This window comes from Patescibacteria group bacterium (genome assembly GCA_041665365.1).
In the GTDB taxonomy this organism is placed as follows: domain Bacteria; phylum Patescibacteriota; class Patescibacteriia; order UBA9570; family UBA9570; genus UBA9570.
Map to the genome: position 1 here is coordinate 59450 of JBAYIY010000005.1, position 21966 is coordinate 81415.

The 21966-nt window shown below is 42.3% G+C and carries 18 protein-coding genes and 1 other RNA gene; all 19 read right to left on the reverse strand.

The features are described 5' to 3' along the window. Positions 1 to 2: 2 nt before the first annotated feature. On the reverse strand, positions 3 to 2111 hold the full coding sequence (locus WCV88_03225; GenBank protein MFA6475195.1) for a DUF4012 domain-containing protein: 2109 nt from the start codon (positions 2109 to 2111) through the stop codon (positions 3 to 5). Beyond that, on the reverse strand, positions 2071 to 3207 hold the full coding sequence (locus WCV88_03230) for a glycosyltransferase family 1 protein (protein MFA6475196.1): 1137 nt from the start codon (positions 3205 to 3207) through the stop codon (positions 2071 to 2073). Before WCV88_03230 ends, WCV88_03225 begins: the two co-directional genes overlap by 41 nt. Positions 3208 to 3212: 5 nt before the next feature. Continuing rightward, positions 3213 to 4202, reverse strand: a complete 990-nt coding sequence (locus WCV88_03235) for a glycosyltransferase family 1 protein (protein ID MFA6475197.1) — start codon at positions 4200 to 4202, stop codon at positions 3213 to 3215. Next, positions 4202 to 4816: a hypothetical protein gene (locus WCV88_03240; protein ID MFA6475198.1), complete on the reverse strand. Its 615-nt coding sequence runs from the start codon at positions 4814 to 4816 to the stop codon at positions 4202 to 4204. Before WCV88_03240 ends, WCV88_03235 begins: the two co-directional genes overlap by 1 nt. Positions 4817 to 4833: 17 nt before the next feature. Continuing rightward, positions 4834 to 5934 carry a glycosyltransferase gene (locus tag WCV88_03245; GenBank protein ID MFA6475199.1) on the reverse strand — a complete coding sequence of 367 codons (1101 nt, stop codon included), beginning with the start codon at positions 5932 to 5934 and terminating at the stop codon, positions 4834 to 4836. Then, positions 5931 to 7358: a sugar transferase gene (locus WCV88_03250; GenBank protein MFA6475200.1), complete on the reverse strand. Its 1428-nt coding sequence runs from the start codon at positions 7356 to 7358 to the stop codon at positions 5931 to 5933. Before WCV88_03250 ends, WCV88_03245 begins: the two co-directional genes overlap by 4 nt. Before the next feature lie 17 nt (positions 7359 to 7375). Then, positions 7376 to 7726: RNase P RNA component class A (rnpB, locus tag WCV88_03255), an RNA gene on the reverse strand. Between the two features lie 20 nt (positions 7727 to 7746). Further along, entirely contained in the window at positions 7747 to 8163 is a 417-nt protein-coding gene (locus tag WCV88_03260) for a ribonuclease HI family protein (GenBank protein MFA6475201.1), read from the reverse strand. Then, positions 8160 to 9581 carry a fused MFS/spermidine synthase gene (locus WCV88_03265; protein ID MFA6475202.1) on the reverse strand — a complete coding sequence of 474 codons (1422 nt, stop codon included), beginning with the start codon at positions 9579 to 9581 and terminating at the stop codon, positions 8160 to 8162. Before WCV88_03265 ends, WCV88_03260 begins: the two co-directional genes overlap by 4 nt. After that, positions 9578 to 11269 carry a single-stranded-DNA-specific exonuclease RecJ gene (gene recJ, locus WCV88_03270; protein ID MFA6475203.1) on the reverse strand — a complete coding sequence of 564 codons (1692 nt, stop codon included), beginning with the start codon at positions 11267 to 11269 and terminating at the stop codon, positions 9578 to 9580. The genes WCV88_03265 and recJ overlap by 4 nt, the downstream gene beginning before the upstream one ends. After that, a complete protein-coding gene (locus tag WCV88_03275) occupies positions 11266 to 11715 on the reverse strand; it encodes an NUDIX domain-containing protein (GenBank protein MFA6475204.1) in 450 nt (149 codons plus the stop codon). Before WCV88_03275 ends, recJ begins: the two co-directional genes overlap by 4 nt. Then, positions 11672 to 12229 carry an HD domain-containing protein gene (locus tag WCV88_03280; GenBank protein MFA6475205.1) on the reverse strand — a complete coding sequence of 186 codons (558 nt, stop codon included), beginning with the start codon at positions 12227 to 12229 and terminating at the stop codon, positions 11672 to 11674. Before WCV88_03280 ends, WCV88_03275 begins: the two co-directional genes overlap by 44 nt. A 35-nt stretch (positions 12230 to 12264) precedes the next feature. Then, positions 12265 to 13182 (reverse strand): ribose-phosphate pyrophosphokinase, encoded by a 918-nt coding sequence (locus WCV88_03285; GenBank protein ID MFA6475206.1) that lies wholly within the window; start codon positions 13180 to 13182, stop codon positions 12265 to 12267. Then, positions 13160 to 13918 carry an NAD(P)H-hydrate dehydratase gene (locus tag WCV88_03290; GenBank protein MFA6475207.1) on the reverse strand — a complete coding sequence of 253 codons (759 nt, stop codon included), beginning with the start codon at positions 13916 to 13918 and terminating at the stop codon, positions 13160 to 13162. The genes WCV88_03285 and WCV88_03290 overlap by 23 nt, the downstream gene beginning before the upstream one ends. Positions 13919 to 14056: 138 nt before the next feature. Next, on the reverse strand, positions 14057 to 14461 hold the full coding sequence (locus WCV88_03295; protein MFA6475208.1) for a GxxExxY protein: 405 nt from the start codon (positions 14459 to 14461) through the stop codon (positions 14057 to 14059). Positions 14462 to 14579: 118 nt separating this feature from the next. Next, positions 14580 to 15788 carry a bifunctional 3,4-dihydroxy-2-butanone-4-phosphate synthase/GTP cyclohydrolase II gene (locus WCV88_03300; protein MFA6475209.1) on the reverse strand — a complete coding sequence of 403 codons (1209 nt, stop codon included), beginning with the start codon at positions 15786 to 15788 and terminating at the stop codon, positions 14580 to 14582. After that, the gene (ribD, locus tag WCV88_03305) at positions 15772 to 16842 is read right to left on the reverse strand and encodes a bifunctional diaminohydroxyphosphoribosylaminopyrimidine deaminase/5-amino-6-(5-phosphoribosylamino)uracil reductase RibD (GenBank protein ID MFA6475210.1); all 1071 of its coding nucleotides are present in this window, start codon (positions 16840 to 16842) and stop codon (positions 15772 to 15774) included. The genes WCV88_03300 and ribD overlap by 17 nt, the downstream gene beginning before the upstream one ends. Further along, the gene (locus WCV88_03310; protein MFA6475211.1) at positions 16815 to 17771 is read right to left on the reverse strand and encodes a carbohydrate kinase family protein; all 957 of its coding nucleotides are present in this window, start codon (positions 17769 to 17771) and stop codon (positions 16815 to 16817) included. The genes ribD and WCV88_03310 overlap by 28 nt, the downstream gene beginning before the upstream one ends. 4 nt (positions 17772 to 17775) lie before the next feature. Beyond that, entirely contained in the window at positions 17776 to 21960 is a 4185-nt protein-coding gene (locus WCV88_03315) for a M4 family metallopeptidase (GenBank protein MFA6475212.1), read from the reverse strand. Positions 21961 to 21966 lie beyond the last annotated feature (6 nt).

Below are 21966 nucleotides of genomic sequence, written 5' to 3' on the forward strand. Positions count from 1 at the left end.
GGTTATTCAAAGACAGCGCCCACAAAGCGATCACTAGTTAACGCTTCATCCAACTTTAAGGTGGTGGCCGGATAGCTCCAGGCCAAAGTCCAATTGGCAGGATAATCCAAGCTGGTGTGCACCATCGGATCAAACGATCCAGGTTGTTTTTGTAATAACAAACTGTAGCGTCCGGGTGCCCATTGGCTACGCGTTACTGTGAAGGGTAAACGATAACTGATCGTGACGATACTAGTGCTACCCGGTTCGGTTTGAATCCAATTACCAAATACAGTTTTACCAAACTCCTGATTAATTCTGGTTTGTGTCTTGCTATCTACCAAAATAGTTCCACTCACGGCTTGTAAATCTGCATCTTGTTCATAACCAGACTCAACCGGCAAAACAATATTTGGATCTGGTTGAGTAAAGCCTTCGGCACTTAATAACTCACTCCCTTGTGGTACATAAATTCTCACATAATCAACGTTTTTTACATTAGCGAAAAGATCATCTGGCTGCCCGGTATGCTCACGCGTTAACGTAACGGTATCAATCACATTTCCGGCCGCATCAATACTGGCATGATGCTGAATGGAAGTTTGTACAACCTTATCTGTCTTCCCACCACCGATATTGGTATCAACCACTTCCAAATAATCACCGGGAGTGGATTTTACCTCCCCTGTCCAACCGCGGGCTTGAAATTCTTGCTCAATGAATTGATCGTTAAAATACACGAGAATATCTTTTTGTTGCAAACCATTATAGACTACTTGTAACATCGGTAAAACCGTGGTGGCATCAACTGTAAATAATTTATCCAGTAAGCGCGGAGTTAAGTCAGCGATGAATTTTTTGGATTCACGCGTGTCATCATATTTCCGTTCCGCCTGGGTTTGGGTGATTAAATAAAAATTATCACTATCCACCACAGCATCATACTCGGGCATAGCAATGGGACCGGTAATAGTTAACATTTGTTCAATAATATCTGGCGTTAACGTAATTACACCATCAACCGATGGCCCACCACTATGCTCATAAAACCATTGGATTTTTTCAGCTGACGTGGGAAAATCTGGCCACCAGTTAGCATCCTGTAATTGCCATTTTGCATTCACTAAATGCAACGGCTGTGGAGAGATGACTTGCTCGGTTAGACCACCCATTAAATCATACGGGCCCCCGCCAGGAATTTCTAAACTACTGACTCGACCGTGATCAATATCGATTAAAGCAAAACTGCCGATAAAGCCGCCGGTGGCACGAAGTTCGCGATTATTTTGAAACAAAACTAAATACCGTTTTGGTTTATCATGTCCCATTAACGTCACTAATGATTCAGTTAGTGCTACCATTTCTTCCAAATTTTTTGTGATAACGGGTAATTCGGTTTGTGCCAAGCGAATTTTATCATGATATTCAGCTGGTACAGTGACCAAATTTACTTCGGATAAAGCTAAATTAGCTCGTTGTAAACGCGGTACGATCGGACGAATTAATGAGTGCGCCGCCACGAATAAATCGACCGGCTGACTATCTGAAGTAGTTTGAGATAATTGTTCAATCAGATTAAATGCCTTCACCATATCGGTGCCAGCTCCGGCAATCTGTTCACCGGCAATTAACAAATTATCGGTTGAGCCATATACCGGCGACAAAGTGGCATTCAAAGTATGCAATTTATCTTGCGCCTCCTGAAAGCTGATCTCAGCTTTATCAAATTTACCGGCTTGCATATCATCGACCGCGGCACCACTTAATAAACGGATATCATCAATGGTGGGGTTGGCCTGCCGGAGCATGGCAATGGTAGCCGCCGGCAATAAAGCTAACCCAGCGACAACAGCAAAAGCCAAAGCCGGCTTCCAGGCAAAGCTTAGATGCCAAGTTGTATGCCTCTGACGTACGACTGGTGGAGTAACTAATTTGGCTGGTTCGGGAATCGGTTGTACATTTAATACGGCTTTTTTTTCAACTTTAATGACCGGTTTGATCTCAGGTGCCAGTGGCACTAGGGCTCTTAAATCAATAATATTATTTTTCGGTACACCTAACTGACCGGCTCGATCAACATGACCAAGACCGTCAGGTGTTAAGTTGGATGTTTTTGGTATAAACTTTTTCATAGAGAGCCAAGGTCTGCTTGGCCATTATTTGCCAATCATAACGCCTAACTTGGCGATAACCGCGGGCAATATAATCCGCCCGTACGGCCTCGTCTTGGGTTAAGATTTGGATACCTCGTAGTATACCAGAAATATCATCAGGTTCAAAGTAAACTGCGGCGTCACCCAACACCTCGGGCAAACAAGAGCTTCTGGCTGATACCACCGGCGTACCATATTGCATAGCCTCTAGTGGTGGTAAACCAAAGCCTTCATAGCGCGATGGAAAAACATACACCGCCGCCGCTCGATACAAACTAGGTAAATGCGCATCCGGTACAAACCCAACAAAGTGCATCACGTCATCTACATCCTTTGCCCAAGCTAATTGTTTTAAGCGATCATAAAAATAGTCACCTTTCCCAACTAAAACGCAATGCAGCTTACTCCCCTGTTTCTTTAACTGTTGCATCACACTAACTAGTTGTTCTAAGTTTTTATGCGGATAGGCGTTACCCACATATAAAAGATACGGCCAGTTAATATTATAACGTTTTAGAGCAATCGCTTTAGCCTCAAGTTTATCGACTGCTTCATACAAAACGGTAATTTTGTTTTTTGGTAATGAAAAATAATCGATTAAATCTCGTTTTGAGTATTCCGACACCGTGATAATATGTTGCGCGGCCCGCGCCGCATGACTAATTACACTGTGGTAACCCAATTGTTTTATTTTATACATTAATGGCCCTAAGGTAGTGGCTCGTTCGGTGGGAAAACGACTAATGATTAAATCATGAATCGTCACAATAAATGGCCGATTATATAATAATGGCACATTGAAATGTGGAAAATGAACCAAATCAAGTTTATAACGACGCAATTTAAGTGGTAATAATATTTGCTCAGCCAGTGAATACCACCGATAGGGTGCGGCAATAACCGTGACGTTCTTTTGCGGATAAGGCCAAGCTTCCACTAATTCTTCCGGAACAAAAATAAAATACTGATTAGTGTGATCAAGTGGGAGTAAATATTTTAAGAGCTTTTCCGTATAGCGTCCTAAACCTTTGGATTGTTCGCCGCCAAAAAAACGGGCATCGATACCAATACGCATATCAATTAGTATACCGCCTGGCGTAGAACTCGCAATGTGTCCCGCGCGGTTTGTTCCCAAGAAAATTTTTTAAGTTGTTCTTTACCAGCTTCAATTAACCTCGTCCTCAACCTCTCATCCTGCAGTACTGTAGTAACGGCCAGCTGGATATCATGATTCGAATAGGGGTTAACATAGAGAGCGGCTTGTCCACAGATTTCAGGAATGGCACCGGCAAAACTGGCAATCACCGGCACACCCGCTTGCCAAGCTTCCAGTGGCGGAAAACCAAACCCTTCATATAAACTTGGGTACACTAGTGCTTGAGCATGTTCTAAAACATACCACTTCTGCGCTTCGGTTAAATATCCCAGGGGTGAGCCATCGCCAATTATAACTACATTGATATTGGGTAGAACCGGAATATTTTTTCTAGCATCACGCCCACCAAACATCACCACATAATTATCAGGCAAGTTTGGTACCAGTGCACTAGCCACGCGTTGCGGTGGACCAGATAAAATAGTCGTAACATGATTAGTTTTAACATCTTGCTGCGTAGATTGTGAGACAGTAATAATATGTTTGGCTTGTTTCATCAACCGCGTTGGTTGAATTAACCGGTGCCAGAGACGTTGTTTACGGGAGAGTAAATGTGGATAAAGATAAAGCGCACAATCATGCACGGTTAAAACATACGGGATTTTTCTACTGTGTGGAAAAAAATTCCAATTGGGTAAAAATAGCACATCTACTCCACCTAAGATACGATCTATCTTAGGTGCCAAGCCAAATAAACTCAGCCCATGAAAGAGCTTATTTGGCCAAGGTAAATGGTGCCATTCAACTTCAGATGGAAATTCCAATTTTGGTTTTGACCAACCAGAGGTAAATAACACCAGCGTATCGGTACGATCAGGCAAAGCCAACAAAGCTCGAATGAGTTGCTGTGTATAAAAACTAACCCCCGATGGATGCGGCTCTAACAACGAGCGAGCATCAATCCCAATGCGCATTATTGTAGATAGCGTCTAATATAAACCAGTACCAACGCTAATATCCAACCGGCGATTAAAGCTGCCACAGTAATTAATGTCACATTAGTTTCTTGATACACTACCACCGGCGTGAAGGCTTTTAATGCAAATAAACTGTGATTATTAGTATCCAATTGCGCGTCAGTTACTTCACGGGCTAATACCTTAGTCATGGCATTAGCTAAATTAGTGGCCTCGTCAGAATAATACCGGCTGAAGGTAACAGTAAACTCTTGCGATGAATCTTGATCGGTGCGAAATTGACTGGTGAATTGAGAAACATTGTCAATGGTATAGCCTAAACCAGCCGTCTCATAAATTTTACTAATCACAGCCGGGCTGCGCAGTAAACTCATGACATGTTGCGTGAATAACTCGGCGCCTTTGAGATCGTAATACGAACCATATTGATAATCTGATGTCGGTGAACGATTAACCAATTTTAATTCGTAACTCTGAATAGCTTTATAAGTAGACGGTCGTTTACTGGCTATCCCAAAAGCCACCACGGCCACAACCACGCCAAACAGAATAATAAATATGATGGAGTGACGAATTAGTGAGATATGATCTTTTAAATGTGTGGTTGACATAGCCTTATAGTAACGAATCAATGATTAAGTGTAAACTCACGATAGGCGTTTTCCACGTACGCCTTAATTTTTGTTTGAAATTGTTCAGTGGAAAAAGTTAGAGCAAAATCACGAATTGTCTGTGGCTGGTATTTAGTATGATCAAACCGAATGACCATGTCAGCCAAATCTTCCCAGGTTTGATAGTCGAAAAACTCGCCCGTCACACCAGGCTGAACAATTTCTTGCGCCCCACCGGCGCGATAGGCAATAATTGGTCGCCCTGAGGCCATTGCTTCAACCATGGTAATACCAAAATCCTCGATTTGTGGATTAATAAAAGCCATACAACCTTGATATAGTTTAGCTAACTCAGCATCATCAACCCGACCAACGAATACAATATTATCACTAGCCAAAGCACGCAAATGATCCAGTTCTGGACCGGTGCCAAAAACAACCAACTTGCGGCCTAAATGTTTAAAGGCTTCCACTACCAAATCAAACCGTTTGTACGCCACAATGCGGCCACCGGTTAAAAAATAATCTTTCACCTCACCAATACTAAATTGTTTATTATCAACTGGCGGATAAATAATCGGCGCCGTTTTATGATAATATTTATTGATGCGGTTACGCACCAAGGTTGAATTAGCCAAAAACTGATCCACACGATCAGCGGCTAATTTATCCCACATCCGCACATACGTTAAAAAGAACGGCAAGAAACGTTTTACTAACCAGTTGACCTCTAATTCTTGCACATAATCGTGCGTATCACTCCATAAATAACGCGTGGGAGTATGACAATAACAAATATGTAATGTATCAGGCCGGGTGATAACACCCTTGGCAAAAGAGGCTGTGCTGGAAAGAATCACATCATATTCCATCAAATCATAACTTTCCACAGCACTGGGCATGACTGGGAAAAACCACTGATAATGTTTTACGCCACCTGGCCAATGCTGCAAAAATGACGTCCGAATATCTTTATCCCGAAACGCGGCATTGGCGGCTTGTTTGTTATGCACTAACACATAAGTCGGCGCTTCCGGCCAAATTTGTTGAAAGGCGGCTAAGACTTTTTCGGCACCACCGTCTTGAGCCAGATGATCATGCACTAAGGCTAATTTCATAGAGCTTTACGTTTTTGCAATAAAATAAAGGGCGTCTTAAAAATAATATATAAATCTAATATAATGCTCCAATTCTCCATGTAATAAGTATCTAATCTGATTTCATCAATAAACTCTAGGTCTGAGCGTCCGGAAATTTGCGCCATGCCGGTAACACCTGGCTTCATACTTAAAATTGATTTTTGGGCATCGGCATATTTTTCTACCTCGCGCGGTTGATGTGGGCGTGGGCCAACTACACTCATCTCCCCTTTTAATACATTAATGAACTGAGGAAACTCATCTAAAGATAATTGTCGAATAATCCGTCCAACTCTGGTCACCCGTGGATCATCTTTAATTTTATAAACCGGGCCAGCTTTAATACTCTGTTCAGCAATTAATTTTTTTTCTAAGTCTAACGCTTCAGCATTGTGGCTATATTGCTCCCCGATACAATATTCTTGTTTCATGGAACGAAATTTCAATGTATCAAAAAGTTTACCTTGTTCACCAACGCGCCGATTGCGATATATGACATTACCCGGTGAATCTAATTTCACAGCCAGCGCTGTTAATAACATAATTGGACCAAACACAAGCAAAGCCAGTAAAGAAAATATTACATCAATCGTCCGTTTAAATATTTTACCCCAACCTTGCAACGGTGTGCGCTGCAATTCCATTAAGGGAATATCCGCTACCGGTCGCATCACTACATGAGATAATTTACTATCAAAAATATCCGCCGCATATTTGAACGCCAAATGATGGGTTTTACTGAAATCAATCAATTGCACAATTTGTTGTCGGGATAAATCTTGATCGGCCACAATAATTTCATCGATTTGTTTGACGCGCACAATCTTTTTTAATTTCTCAACAATATCGGTGGAGAGGTGTTGGGCTCGTTCTACTACGACATAACCTAAAGTTGGACTGGTACGAAAAGCCTTATCTAAAATAGCCGCTGAGCGCGAGGCACCCAGCAATAACACGCGATGTACCCCAATTCCCCGTTTGAACAAAGCCCGTTCCACTAAAATAACTACCAAACGAGCGCCTGATACTAATACGATGCTGATTATCCAAGTTAATAAAATAATATAACGAGACGAAAATAAATCACGGTTAAAAAATAACACGATCATGATGATGAGTATTCCGGTGGAACTAGCTAGAACAATTTTTCGTAATTCATCAACAATCCGTCTGGTGCCGGTTGTTTCATACATACCGTTCCAAGCAAAGATAACCACCATCAAGAACGCGCTAATAAACAATAGCTTAATAAAATCCGTGTAAGGCAACGGATATTGTACGGCTCTAATACCGGTGACAAAATTCAAAAACCGGCTGTTGTAACTTAACCAACCAGATAAAACTACTAAACAGTAGTCCAAAGGCACTAAGATACCTGCGATAATTAATTCGATTCTTTTCATGAAGTGATATTGCTACCAACTCAAGTTGATCGATAAGCCGAATTCTGTCGTGGATGGCTATCTCTCTAGGCGAGCGACCAACCAGATTCGAGCAATTGCTTACCGCATCTGGAAATTTGCTCTTGCACCAAGAAGGGTTTACCACACAGTTATGTCACCATAACTGGAACAGTGTAGCCTTGCGACACCACTGTACTTTTCACCTTTCCCCTAAACTCAGCTCGCGCTGCGCTCAGGGTAGTATTGTCTCTGTGGCACTTTCCCTAACCTCACGGTTGGTTGCCGTTAGCAACTTCTTTTTTTGCTGGTGTTCGGACTTTCCTCCCAACTACGCCAAGGCTTCGTCGGGCAGCCATCTAATCAACTTGAGTGCCTGGATTGTGCCAAGTTATGAGGATTTTGTCAACGCCTCATCAATGGCTTCATTCACTAACCGATCAGCGTCTTTATTATATTCTCGCCGCACATGGGTAAAAGTAACCTTGTGGAATTTGGTGGTGAGATTCCACACTTTAAGAAATAGTTTTTGTAATTCCGGATTTTTCACTTTATACTCACGCTTTAATTGTTTGACAGCTAATTCTGAATCCATAAAAAACTTGATCTCTTGTAATTGTGGATGATCTTGTTGATAAGCCACGGCGGCTTCTAGCGCCAATATAATGGCAGTATACTCAGCTTGATTATTGGTAGCGTGACCCAAATATTTTTTAAATTCACCCAATTCAGGGCTATAAGCTCCACTAGCAGCCGGGCCAGGATTGCCGCGCGCACCACCGTCGGTAAAAAATGTAATAGTTGTCATAAGTGTGCAGTGATATATTTTAAAACCATAGTTTCAGTATACAACTCAACCGGCGCTCGATTATCGGTTAAAACTTGGCGCGCTTGGCTGGGTGAAAAAGATGTAAAACCAGCATGAGAAAAATCTTGCCGTGACGCTACCACAACATAGTTAAGCGAGTTCGGTACTGGTTTAATATACACGTACGGATACACCTGTTGCATGGTAGTCAACATAGTTTCAAATAACAGGGTATGTTCACTAGTACTACCAATATTCATCGCCACTAAACCATTAGTGGGTTGTCGGGCGGCTAATTCCTCAAAAAACTCAACCGTCGTCATGTGCCAGGGAATGTAATACTCATTAGTAAACACATCCATATAAATAATATCGTATTGTTGATCGGTGAATTTAATAAATTGCCGCCCATCGGCTATAACAATATTGATCGGTTGGTCATCCAAATGAAAGTATTTTTTTGCCACTCCTACTATTGCCGGATCAATTTCCACACCGGTGAGATGTAATGCCGGATACAGTGTAGTTAATTCACGCGTTAATGTTCCTCCGGCTAAACCTAACACTAAAGTATTGTTTGGTTGTTCTAATAACTCTGGCACCTGCGCTAGATAATCATAATAACTATCAGTGTTTATCCCCTCTTTCATATAATAAGATTGCGTGCCTAAACCTTCATTGTACTGCAATAAATACCGATCCGGTTCTTCACTGACAACATAATATTGATAATAAGTTTCACCTTGTTCAATAATATTTGTTTCGGCGCGTACGGGTATAGCGTAAAAAATTAGATACAAAACTATTGGTAATAATATTACTGGAATATATTTTATCTGGCGCAAACTTATCACTCCAATCAACGCCAATGAGAGAGCTGATAGATAAATAGTTTCTCTACTACCTAATAATGGCACGACTAAAAAAGCACTACCAAACGTACCTAAAATACTTCCCATAGTAGACCAGGCATACAATGAACCAGCCGTAGCACCGGCGGTATTAATGTTAGATGTGGCCAGGCGAATCATAAATGGGCTAACCATACCGAGTAAAAAAATCGGCAGGGCAAATAGGATTACTATTACCACGAACGAACCAATAATACTAAAAGCTAAACCAAACGTGAGGGGTCGAACCAAAAGATTGGTCATCACCGGTATTAAACTACTGGCGATACTGGCCAATAACACTAATAGACTAACCGTTTTTATATTTGGATAACGATCGGCTAATTTTCCGCCAACATAATAACCCAGTGAGAGTGCCATTAACACCACGCCGATAATATTTCCCCAGACAAAAATGGAGCTACCAAAAAATGGTGCCAATAAGCGCGAGGCGGCAAACTCCAACATCATCACGGCAGCCCCACACACAAACACATAAATGTTATAACCAAACTGTTTAGTGGTCATAACCAATCTTCCACCATAAATTGTAAATCCTTTCGATCATTCCAAACATTCATACCGATATGACCCACTAAATTAATTTTATCTCCTAAATGTAGCTGTTCAGCTTTATCGCCATAACCAAACGCAATTACTTTAAGTTGATACTTGTCATCACCCAACACTAATCTAAGATGATTTTGTTTTTGACCCAACACTTGAAAATCCTTTACTGGCACATCATTTAATTTAAATAATGGTTCCCGATTCCCCTCGCCCCAGGGCTCAAGTTGTTGTAATTGCTCAAAGAAATCCCAAGTCACTTCTGATACAGTTAGTTCGGCTGCCAGTTCGATAACATGTTCGGTCGGTAAAGCCGCTAATTGATCTGCTACAGTAATTAAAAACTGTTTACTAAAAATGTCACGCGTCACATCTGATAATAAACTAAAACCACAGGCCATGGCATGGCCACCATAACTAGCAAACTTATCTGACATGCGTTGTAAAGTATGAATCAAATCAACTCCAGGGACACTGCGCCCAGATCCAAACACTTTGCCTTGATTCAACGTCATAACAAAGGCCGGTTTGTGAAATTTAGAAACCAGTTTTCCCGCTACTAGTCCAATTAAACCAATTGGCCAAGCGTCTGCAAAAACAAATACTACCGGCTGATCGGTTTGTGTGTCAGCTTGCAGTTTAGCCTCTTGATACATCGTCTCGGTTTGCTCCTGACGAGACGTGTTCGTATCAGATAAATTTTGTGCTTCTAATGTAGCTTGCTCAGTAGATTCAGCTAACAACAGCGCCACGGCCATATTAGCATGATCAATTCTACCCGCCGCATTGATCCAAGGCCCAATTTTGAAAGCAATACTACCGGTGGTTACCAGTGCAGCTGGTTTATGCGTTGCCGCAATCAAAGCTTGTAAACCTAAACGATGAGTTTTGTTTAAAACCACCAAACCATATTTTACTAAAGTGCGATTTTCATCAACTAATGGCATACAATCGGTGATGGTACTAATCGCCACTAAATCTAAGAGCCATTTTTCAAAACCTTCGTCTAATTTTAGATGCTGTCGCAATGCCTGTACCACTTTAAAGGCCACACCCACACCAGCTAACATTGGCCAGGGGTAGCCACACCGTTTCACTTGTGGATTGATAATGGCTAAAGCCTCCTCCGGTAACTGCGGCGGTTCAACATGATGGTCGGTCACGATCACATCCATCCCCAACTTTTTGGCACGAGCTATTTCTGTGACATTAGAGATACCACAATCAACTGTAATTATTAGATTAACTTTATCCTGTGCAAATTTTTCAACTGCGGAAAGATTCAAGCCATAGCCTTCCGTATCACGATGTGGTAAATACACCGCTAAGTTCTTCACACCAATTTGTTGTAACGCTGTATAGAGCAAAACTGTCGAACATACCCCATCAGCATCATAATCACCATAAATCAAAACTGACTCGTTTTGATCGCGCGCCAGAATAATACGGTCAACTACTTTCGGCATATCAGCAAACAACCAGGGGTCATGCTGATCTTGTTCGTAATTCGGTTTTAAAAAGTGTTCGACTTGCTCAGTGGTAGTAATACCTAAGCGATACAAAATGCCAGCCACCGCGGGATGCAATTCTGGAAAGTTCTGCAACCAGTCCTGGGGTGGTGCAGCCGCTACCTGATAGCGTACCTTCATAGTGGATGTTTCGCTAAAAATAGCCGCACCCGCTTGATCAAATCACGTTGATTAATGTGTTTGAGATAATGAGCCACATCATTGAGTTCCACCCACTTAAAATCTTTATGCTCGTCGGACACTTTTATTTCAGCACCGGTTTTGAATAAATAATACACCACGACTTTTTGTATGAGTAAATTTTTCACACGAAACCGATAATAGAGATATTCCCGAAACCGTGGATGTAAGCGAAAGCGCTGAATGCCGGTTTCTTCAAAAATCTCGCGTTTTAATGTATCGAGTTCTTTCTCGCCTGATTCAACTTTACCCTTCGGAAATTCCCAATAATGATTCTTGGCCGAATACATAATTAAGACCTGTTGTTTGGCATTTAAAATAACGGCGCCGACACTTTTTTGCTTAGTGCGTTGCAGTGAGTTGGTCTTTGAGATGATTGGGGTCATATGGGATGGGTTTAAACAAGTTTGATTCGAGGGTAAATAATTTGTCTAATAATTCTGGCGTGCGATCGGTTTGAGCTGTTACCTGCCAGCGTTCTTGGCCAAGGGTTAATCGATCTGTCACAGAGACGATGGTGGCATGATTAACACGCTTGTCGGCATAATAAAGCAATTTTGCTTCATCCGTGATAAACGGTTGCTCCACTAATAATGTCATCAAACTATGAGACCGGATTAAAGTTGCTACCTCCGGAAAATTATCTTTGAGCAAAAGATAATTAATCTCCGCGTGTGGCGCCGGTGTATGAATACCAACCGGCAAAAATTCCCACTGTTGCGGCAAACGAACGAGATCGTGCAACCGCGCCGCACTATCTAACAATGGTATATTGATTTTATGATAGCGACCTAACTCTGTAGCAATCGCCGCTACCACACGCATATGCTCCCGGATATTAGTTGGTGTATGAAAACGTTGATACAACTCATCAACCTCAACATCCGTCGGCAGCCTCATGGAAGCAGTGTAGACTATAAAACCCTTTTTGGCAACTACCGATCTTCCCGAATGGCTGCGGCGAAAATATTGGCAACACTTAATTGTTTGATTTTACCTAAAAGTTTTTCGGCCGGAATATCGATGGTATCAGTGACAATCACTTCGCGAATTTTAATTTTGGTTAGGCGTTCAATGGCTGGGCCAGATAAAACCCCATGGGTACAGGCAAAATAAATATTGCGGGCTCCTTGTTGTTTCAGTTTTTCTACTACACCGGCTAATGTACCGGCCGTATTAATTTCATCATCCACAATGAAAACATCTTTGTCTTTTACATCGCCCTCTAAATGACTAATGATAGCCTCATCATGCTTTTTGCGCGTCTTGAAAGATTTTACTAGAGGTACACCTAATTCACGGGCATAGCGCTTAGATGCCGGCATACTCCCCTTATCTGGGGCTACCACCACAAAATTATGGAGTTTTTTATGACGCAAGCGCTCAATGATAACATCAAAAGCAGTTAATTCTTTACGCTGGAATTTAAAAAACCGCTTACTGCGGTGTTTGTGTAAATCCATGCAGATAATTTTATCAATGCCCACCGCATGGAGTAAATCGGCGACCAGGGCAAACGTGGTGGACTCACCTGACCGAACAGTTTTTTCCATACGGCGATACGGAAAAAACGGCACCACCGCCACTATACGTTTAGGTTGCATGGCTTTAGCCGCATGTACTAAAGCCAATAATTCAAATAGATTATGATCGGCCGGAATTGATCCACTTTGGATTATATATACTACTTTATCTTTAATATTTTCTTCAATATGAACATAGGTTTCACCGTCAGAAAATTGTTTGGCTTCACACTTACCCAGTGATAGCCCTAATTCGCGAGCGATCTTTTTCGCTAACGGGAGATTTGATTTGCCGCTTAGTATCACCTTACCGGTGAGATTGGCTTTCATGTGAGAAATATTTTTTATACGTTAGTGGCAGTTGTTCAAGTAACTGACTAGTCGTGGCAAATCGATTATACCGCCGATAGATTATCTGCTCGGCTTTAGCGACTAGCTGGCTGGCCAATTGTGTGGCCTGATACGGTGGTTGAGTACAAGCTAAACCAGCCACCACTCCGGCTAAAACATCACCAATACCACCCTTAGTTAGATGAACGATTCCTCCAGTATTATACTCACAATTTCCATTTTGGCAAATTGCAGTTCTAACCCCCTTCGCTAAAATTACCGCTGGCACCGTGCGGGCAGCCGCCGCTGGGGTAAGTCTACCAAATAATCTTTTATATTCTCCCGGATGTGGTGTTAAAATCATATTAGAATCCAACCATTTTTTTTGTAAAAACCATAAACCATCAGCATCAATCACCACCTTAGCTGGCCGCTGTGGATGCAACATAATCTTATTGACCAGATTACGCGCCAAACTATTTCTACCCAAACCGGGGCCAAGTAAAACCGCATCACTTTTGTTTAAATAAGTTGCCCGCTGTCTAGGTGGGACTAAAATTATACTCGAGTGTAATTGTTTTAATGAATTAACCAAAGATTTATTGCTGGTATCTGTATCCACATAAATTAAATCCACTAACGGTTCAGCCGCCATCACGGCGTACCATAAAGCCCCATGATACTGTTTTGATCCAGCTACAATATAGAGAATACCGTTATCACCTTTATGAACCATAATGTTATTATACACTAAAATCACTATTTCAGCGTTTTCATGTCTTATTCATCTTTTCAGCGATCCGTTAGTTTACATAAAATGGATCGCTGAGATACTGAAAATACTGAAGACGCTGAAAAAATTTGTGAACAGACTCTACCGATTGATTGGTCTACTTTGTTGGTTGATAAATCGTTTTACTTCCACTTTCTGACTACCAAAGTTTACTAGTAATGCTAAGACATATCTCGATGCTTTCAAATAAGAAATAGTCTGAAAATAATCTTGTGGATCAAACTGAGCTTTAGCTTTAATTTCAACAATCACATTTTCAATAACAAAATCTACACGTTTAGTGCCAATTTTTATACCATCATATATAATATCCAACCACACCTCTCGATTATGATCAATTTGATGTTTCCATAATTCCCTATCCAATGCTCGTTGATAAATCACTTCATTATACCCAGGTCCAAGAATATTATGAACTCGAATACAGGTTTGGATGATTCTGGAAGTTAATTCTGACTGAATGTATTGCTGTTTGATGTTAGACATAAAAACGCCCCTCATTTCAGGCAGCGCTTTTTATAAAGTGAGGATACATGGAAAACCAACTGGTGTCAATGGCATTATTTCAGCGTTTTCATGTCTTATTCATCTTTTCAGCGATCCTTTACAATAAATGTCCTAATTTATTTTTTTTGGTTTGGAGATATTTTTTGTTATAGCGATTCGGTTTGGTAAGAAGTGGAACTTGTTTAACTACTTTTAAGCCAAAGCCATCTAGGGCAATAATTTTCTTGGGATTATTAGTGAGAACCTGAATCGAGGTTAAACCTAAGTCACGCAACATTTGCGCACCGGTGCCGTACTCTCTTAGATCGGCTGGAAAACCTAACTTTAGATTCGCCTCAACGGTATCTAAACCATGATCCTGTAAATTATAGGCCTGCAGTTTATTAGCTAACCCTATCCCCCGGCCTTCTTGTCGTAAATAAATTAGCACGCCGCAACCGGCTTGGTTTATGGCGGCCAAAGCGGCTTGTAACTGTTCACCGCAATCACAGCGTTGTGAACCAAGTATATCCCCGGTAAAACATTCCGAATGAACCCGCACTAAAACATTTTTTTTACCAACCACATCCCCTTTCACCAGAGCGACATGTTGCATCTGGTCAGTGGCACTAGAAAAAAGCACCATTTGCCAATCACCATATAAGTGAGTAGGAATACTGGCTTGAGCAATTTGTTGCACGGTATGATCTGTCTTATGCCGGTAAGCAATTAAATCAGCGATCGAGATAATTTTGAAATGATGTTTTTGCGCAAACTTAATCAGATATGGTAAGCGCGCCATGGTGCCATTAGGATGTAAAATTTCACAGGTCACCCCAGCTGGTACATATCCAGCCAGACGGGCTAAATCAACGGCGGCTTCGGTGTGTCCGGCGCGCTGCAACACACCACCGCTTTTAGCGCGCAATGGAAACACATGCCCCGGGCGCACTAAATCTTGCGGTTGAGTGATTGCATTAACTAAGGTTTGAATGGTTACCGCCCGATCAAAGGCTGAAATACCAGTAGTTACACCAGAGCGTGCGTTGACTGATACCATAAAATCAGTTTGAAATGGGTCGGAGTTATTTTGTACCATCGGAGCCAACTCAAGCGCTTGTAACCGCTCGCCCGGTAAAGCCACACACACTAAACCACGCGCTTCTTTGACCATAAAATTAACCCAAGCGGCGGTAATACAATCAGCCGGTATTTGTACATCACCCTCATTTTCTCGAGAGGCATCATCCACTACCACCACGGGTTTGCCTTTACGCAAATCATGCAACGCCGCCGTGATAGTAGCTAATTTATTTATACTGGGCATAACCACGAATTAGTATATTATCTTCAAGTTGTTCAAATACCGGATCGATTAATTGCACCGGATGCCGCAGTGCGTAAGTAAATGGTAAGCGCAATGCACCGAACAAATACGGTGCCATAAATAGATAGAACTCGTCAATGGCGCGCAAATTTATAAAACTAGTAAATACATATGAGCCTCCTTCTAACAACACATTACTGTATCCTCGCCGACCCAACTCAGCCAAAATTAATTCGCCATGTTGTTGATCAGATGGAAATTCCAATATTTCCGCACCCGTTCTGGCTAAAGCCCGTTTATGCGTCATGGTGGCAGAATCGGCACAGACAATAATCGTATGATCATCCAACGCCGCACTGTGTGGTGGGGTACGTAAACGGCTATCTAATATCACCTTAACTGGATGATGTAATTTTTTTTTGGCTAGGCGTGTATCTAAACGAGGATTGTCTCGAATAATGGTATTTACTCCTACCATGATAACAGAAAACTCTTGACGCAATTCATGCACGCGTTGTAAGGCCAACTGATTAGTAATGTACCGTTGTTGATTACCCGAGGTTATCTTAGCATCCAAACTCATACCAACTTTACCTAATACATATGGCTGATTAGTTGTGATCCACTTTCGAAAAGTTCTAATGAGATAATCACACTCGGTTTGAGCCACACCCACTTCTACCTTAATACCGGCTCGTCTTAATTGCCGAATTGATTTACCCTGCATTAATGGATTTGGATCAATTGATCCAACCACGACATGTTTGATACCACTAGCGATAATTAAATCTACACACGGGGGCGTTTTACCGGTGTGACAACAAGGTTCTAAAGTAACATAGAGCGAAGCTGAGCGCGGTGGCTTAATATTTTTTAGTAGCTTTTGCTCGGCGTGTGGTCCACCCCAATGATCGTGAAAACTTTCGGCTAAAATTTTTCCAGATTGATGCACTAACACACTTCCCACCAGCGGATTCGATTGCACAAAGCCAGCTCCTTTCCGCGCTAACCGGATCGCCCGGTGCATTATAGCTTCTGGCGTATTTGATTCCATGTCAATAAACCATTTTGTGCACCGATGTGTGATACCTCACCGGTGGCATTTAAAATTGCCAACCGTAATGCAGTTTTAATATTTCCGTTACACTTTATTAAGCCAGCAATAAAACTAGACCCGAAAGCATCACCGGCGCCGGTGGTATCTTTTGGTTTGGTTAGTTTTGGTTTGTCATGATATAACGTTTGGCCATCAAATACACAAGCACCCCGTTTACTATCAGTTACCACCACTAAATGTGGCCCTAATAAATGTAAGGCTTTAGCTAGTTGCGCTGTACTAGCTTCAGCTTGATATAACTCAATGGCTTCATCTCGATTTAAAATCAATACAGCAATATGCTTTAATAAAGGTAATAATGTCCGGCGGTCAGCTAATTGAATCGCGCCCGGATTCCAGGCAATTGGTGTCTGCATTTTTGTTAATGTCCGCATGATAGTTGGCCAGTGTCTGGAACTTAACGACGAGACATAAAACCAGTTTGGTAAATGTTTTAATATGGTGGGTGGTAACTCCAATTCATCATTAGCCCCGTAATTAACAAACGCCACATGTTCGTTGGTTTTAGTTTCTACTACCAAAAAGGATAGCCCGGTATTTAATTGCTTATTAGATTGAACATATTGAGTGCTTACACCAATCGATTGTAGATGTTGCACCAAAGCCTGCCCTTCCGCATCTTGCCCCACACACAAACAGGTAGCGGTGCGCAAACCCAATCTGGAAAAACAAGCCGCGGTATTCGAAGCTCCGCCACCATAAAACCGGTGTACTTTATCACTATGAATTTTACCCCCATACTCAAACCCAATCAGCGCTGCTTTGGTTGGATCATTCTTTGGATTCGGCAACGTTTCCGCCTGGTCAGTAAAAAACATCATGTCTCGTACTGCGCTGCCGATGGTTATTACATCAAATGGTTTCATAAGTTTATGGATGTGGCACAGCTACTCTAACCTTCGATGGAGCACTTTCTATGCCAGCTTTGTTATAAGCTGTGACAACTACATAGTATGGTATACCATTTGTTAGTCCAGTAATAGTAGCCGGCCTGGTTAAACCCACATCTAAGATATTAGTGAGGCTAGTTGCACTGGTACCATAATATATTTTGTAACCAGCTAAACTAGGTAGTGGTGCAGTCGAGGCTTTCCAAGCTGCTGTGATGGTGGTATCCCCTGGGGTTAAGAACATTAAATCTGGAGCTGGGTTCTGTAAGACTTGAATGGATGTAATAATACCAGCACTTTTGTTACCGGTGGTATCTACTGTATATAAGGTGTAAGTGTAGGGTGAGTTATAACCTGGGGTGGTATCGGTATACTCTGTACCAGTGGTACTAGTGGATAGAGTTATTGTAGTACCTGTTGTAACATCAGTTCGATCAACTTGAATGTGATCAAGGTCAGAATCGGTAGGATTAGTCCAGTTTAACACCAGAACCTTTGGCCAGACTTTTTTGATGATTGGACCGATGGTAATCTCTCCGGGTGGAGTAACATCAATAGATGGATCAGTGGTTGTCCAAGGAGTAAAATCTACATGGTCACTGACATTGTCCCCTAACCCAGTTGGATTGGCGGTGGCATTGTATGGTCCGGAAGAATCTCCCCACCAGTTGTTTTCAACGGTAACGGTAATACTACTAGTAACATTCAGTAACCCATAACTATAATTGTCTGTGATTAAGTTGCCTGAAATAACCGGAGTGGATGATGATCCTGTAACGTAAATACCGTAACCACAATTTTGAATGGTATTGTCAGTGATCGTGGGAGAGGCATCCGCGATCCAAATTCCGTAATAATTGGAATTAGTGATCGTGTTGCCAATAAGGGTGGTAGTACCGCCGGTCACATCCACCGTGGGCGAACCATTACTGGCAGTGTTAGCAATGGTGCTATTGGAAATACTGCTGGTACTACCTGGCCCAGTCCAGATAGTTGCATATCGACTGTATTGGAGTGTGCTATGGTCGACACTGACACTACTGGCACTGTCAGCAATCCAGAACATTGTACTAATTGAAGTAGAATAGGTACCCCCGTACTGTATAGTAATATAGTCCAAGTCAGCAGTTGCACCACTGGCAATCTTCACGTATGACCAATCGCCGGCAGCTGGGCTGGTAGCGGTACCATCACTGTTGGTGTCTCCACCATAGGTATCATCTTTCAGTGAAGTAAACACAATGGGTTCTGTACTGGTACCTTTAGCATCTAATGTACCATTAACCGTTAGGGTGGAAGTAGAATTGTAGAACTTCATGGTGGTGTCCGGGGCAACTGTTAAGGTATCGGCAGTGGAAACTGTTAATCTACTAATCAAGTAGACCAAATCATTAGTGCCATCCAGTGTGACGTCTCCGTTCGTTGAACAACCTAAGATAATGGCGTTAGAGGTATTACTACTGCCTCCATTACCCGACAGGCTCATGCCGGAGTTCAAGGCTCCAAGAGAAATCGGATACGTGTTGCCATAAAAGGTATTGTTCGTGATCGTCGGGGCAGAGGATGACCCGCTTACGTAAATGCCATATCCGCTGTTCTCAATGATGTTATCGGTAATGGTTGGCGAGGCATCAGAGATTCTAATACCGTAATAGTTGGTATCGGAGATGGTGTTGCCAGTCAGGGTCACCGTGCCGCCTGTTATATAGATGTCTGACGAACCATTATTGGCAGTGTTAGAAATGATACTGTTAGAAATACTACTGGTACTACCAGAATCCGTGCGGACAGTAACGTATCTACTGTATTGGAATGTGCTGTGATCAACGATCACGCTAGTAGCGTTATCATCTATCAAGAACATCGTGCTGTAGCTGCCTGTATAGGCACCACCGTATTGGATGGTAACGTAATCCAAGGTGGCTACACTGCCAGATGCGAAATTGACTTGCCCCCAATCCCCGGCCGCAGCGCTAGTGGCATCGTCATCCCCGTTCGTATCACCTCCACTATTATCATCCTTGTACGATGTGAAGATAATTGGAGCAACAGATGTTCCGATAGCATCTAATGTTCCATTATCTGTGAGCGTGCCACTACTGGAGGAAAATTTAACGACCACCCCAGGTTCTATAGTTAAAGTATCTGTGCTAACAACATAACTGGTTGATGATATTACATATGGGCTATGATCATAGGTCCAGGTAGATGTATAAATCATTCCACCAACTTGAACGGTTATTGTTTGATGATCAGTTGTGAAATTACCCAGATCATCAGTCACTACTAATGTGAGATCATAGGTACCAGGATCTGTGTAGGTGTGGCTCGCAGAAATACCAGTGCCAGTAGTACCATCATCAAAGATCCAATCATAAGACACAATCGTACTGCCAATCGCCGTTGACTTTGAGGCATCAAAAGTAAAACTAGCTGGGGCTGTTCCACTAGTTGCACTCGCAGAAATATCTGCTAATGGATAGGATGTATCTGTGTTAATGCCAACCGCAGCAAAAGCATCAAAGACTGAGTCACAATAAGAAATGGGATAAGTAGTCGAATCACTCAGGTTGAGATCAAAACAAGCTTGCATGGTAGCGTCGTAGTCATCGCGGAAATCGGAGGCAATATCTAAATAGGTGGTCAGAGATCGGTAATAGATTTGCTCAGCAGCTTCTCTACCAATTCCACTAACTGTGATGCTATGATGTGTTCCTCCCTCAGTTAAAAGATAAGCTGCTTTGTTTGTAATACCACTATTAGTGTGTACCCCACCGTTATCACTCACGTAGCCACAATAATCATTTGTTGCGCTACACTGATCATCTGTGTGATCTGGTTGTGCATAAAGTGTAGGATCTTGTAAACTTCGATTCGCCCCATCCACATAATCTTCCCGGTGCTGCCAATCCCCTGTACCGCCGTTGGCCAATTCAATAAATTCTCCAAACACATCTGCATAGGATTCGTTTAACGCCCCGGTTTCATTGGTATACGTCAAGGTATCGTCATCGGTTGTGCCCACTGCGTATTGCACCACGGCATGCGTTAACTCGTGTCCGGTGACATCTAAGGTAATATAATCTTCACCATAAAGCATAATCCTATCGGTTGGTTCCCATGCTGCATCCTCCCATTGAACACAACTTGTCCCACTCACTGCCTCTTGATGCGTATCGCTCTCTAATGTACCGCCGCCGTCGGTGGTATCGTCTGGATCCGTATCATCATAACTATCTCGGCCAAAGATATCAAAATAATAATCATAGACTAATCCGGTATACTCATTCACTTCCCAGGCTTGTGCATCGCTACTGGCACTGCCAATGGTATCGGTGTCTGACGTGCTAGCTTCGTTATAAGTCAACGTACCTATCTCATCTGTGCAATCTGCTAGCACTAAGGTATTGATATCCTTGGATGTCTGAATATTATTAATTGTATGTACTACCGATCCGTTGAGAGCATTGATGTAGAATACCTGATCTAATAAAGCCTTCTTTGTATGCACTGAAAAAGTCCATACTAGGTAAGTGTTATCATTCTGCTTAGAAAATACACCGCGGTTATAGTAATAGAGCGCTGGTTCAGTGGACTGTAACTTCAATTGATCTAATTGTTCTTGGGTCAAATTCAATTGATCACGGACGGCCTGCTTAGCCAGCCACCTGGCCCGCTGACGAGTAATCGTTGGTTTTGAGCTGATGTTGGAAGCGCCGGAAATGATTCTACCGCCGATTGACGCGAGCATACCATCGGATCGAAAATTGAATTGTAATTGCCCACCGAATACTGGTACACCTTGATACACTTGCTGCAAGGTGACGTGGGTCATACCTAAGGCATCTTGTTTTTGACGTTGGATGGGCAATGCCTGCTTAGGGTTAGAAATATTGTATAATACGCCGTACTCATCCAAAAACTGATAGGCACGTTCCGCATAGTCTGCACTGTGCCAATCGATAGCTAAGTTCGTCATGCGCGCCCAGTCAGGTATACTGTTTTGCTGATCCCAACTGACGTTAAGATTACTAGCCTTGGCCTGTAACTGCTCGTAGACTGTATGTTGTGGTTGGGTCAATTCGACTTGAGCAATATCTTGAGCAAATGCAGGAAAAGCAATAATACTTAATGCAACATACAATGCAACGCGGATCTTTTTCATGTACAT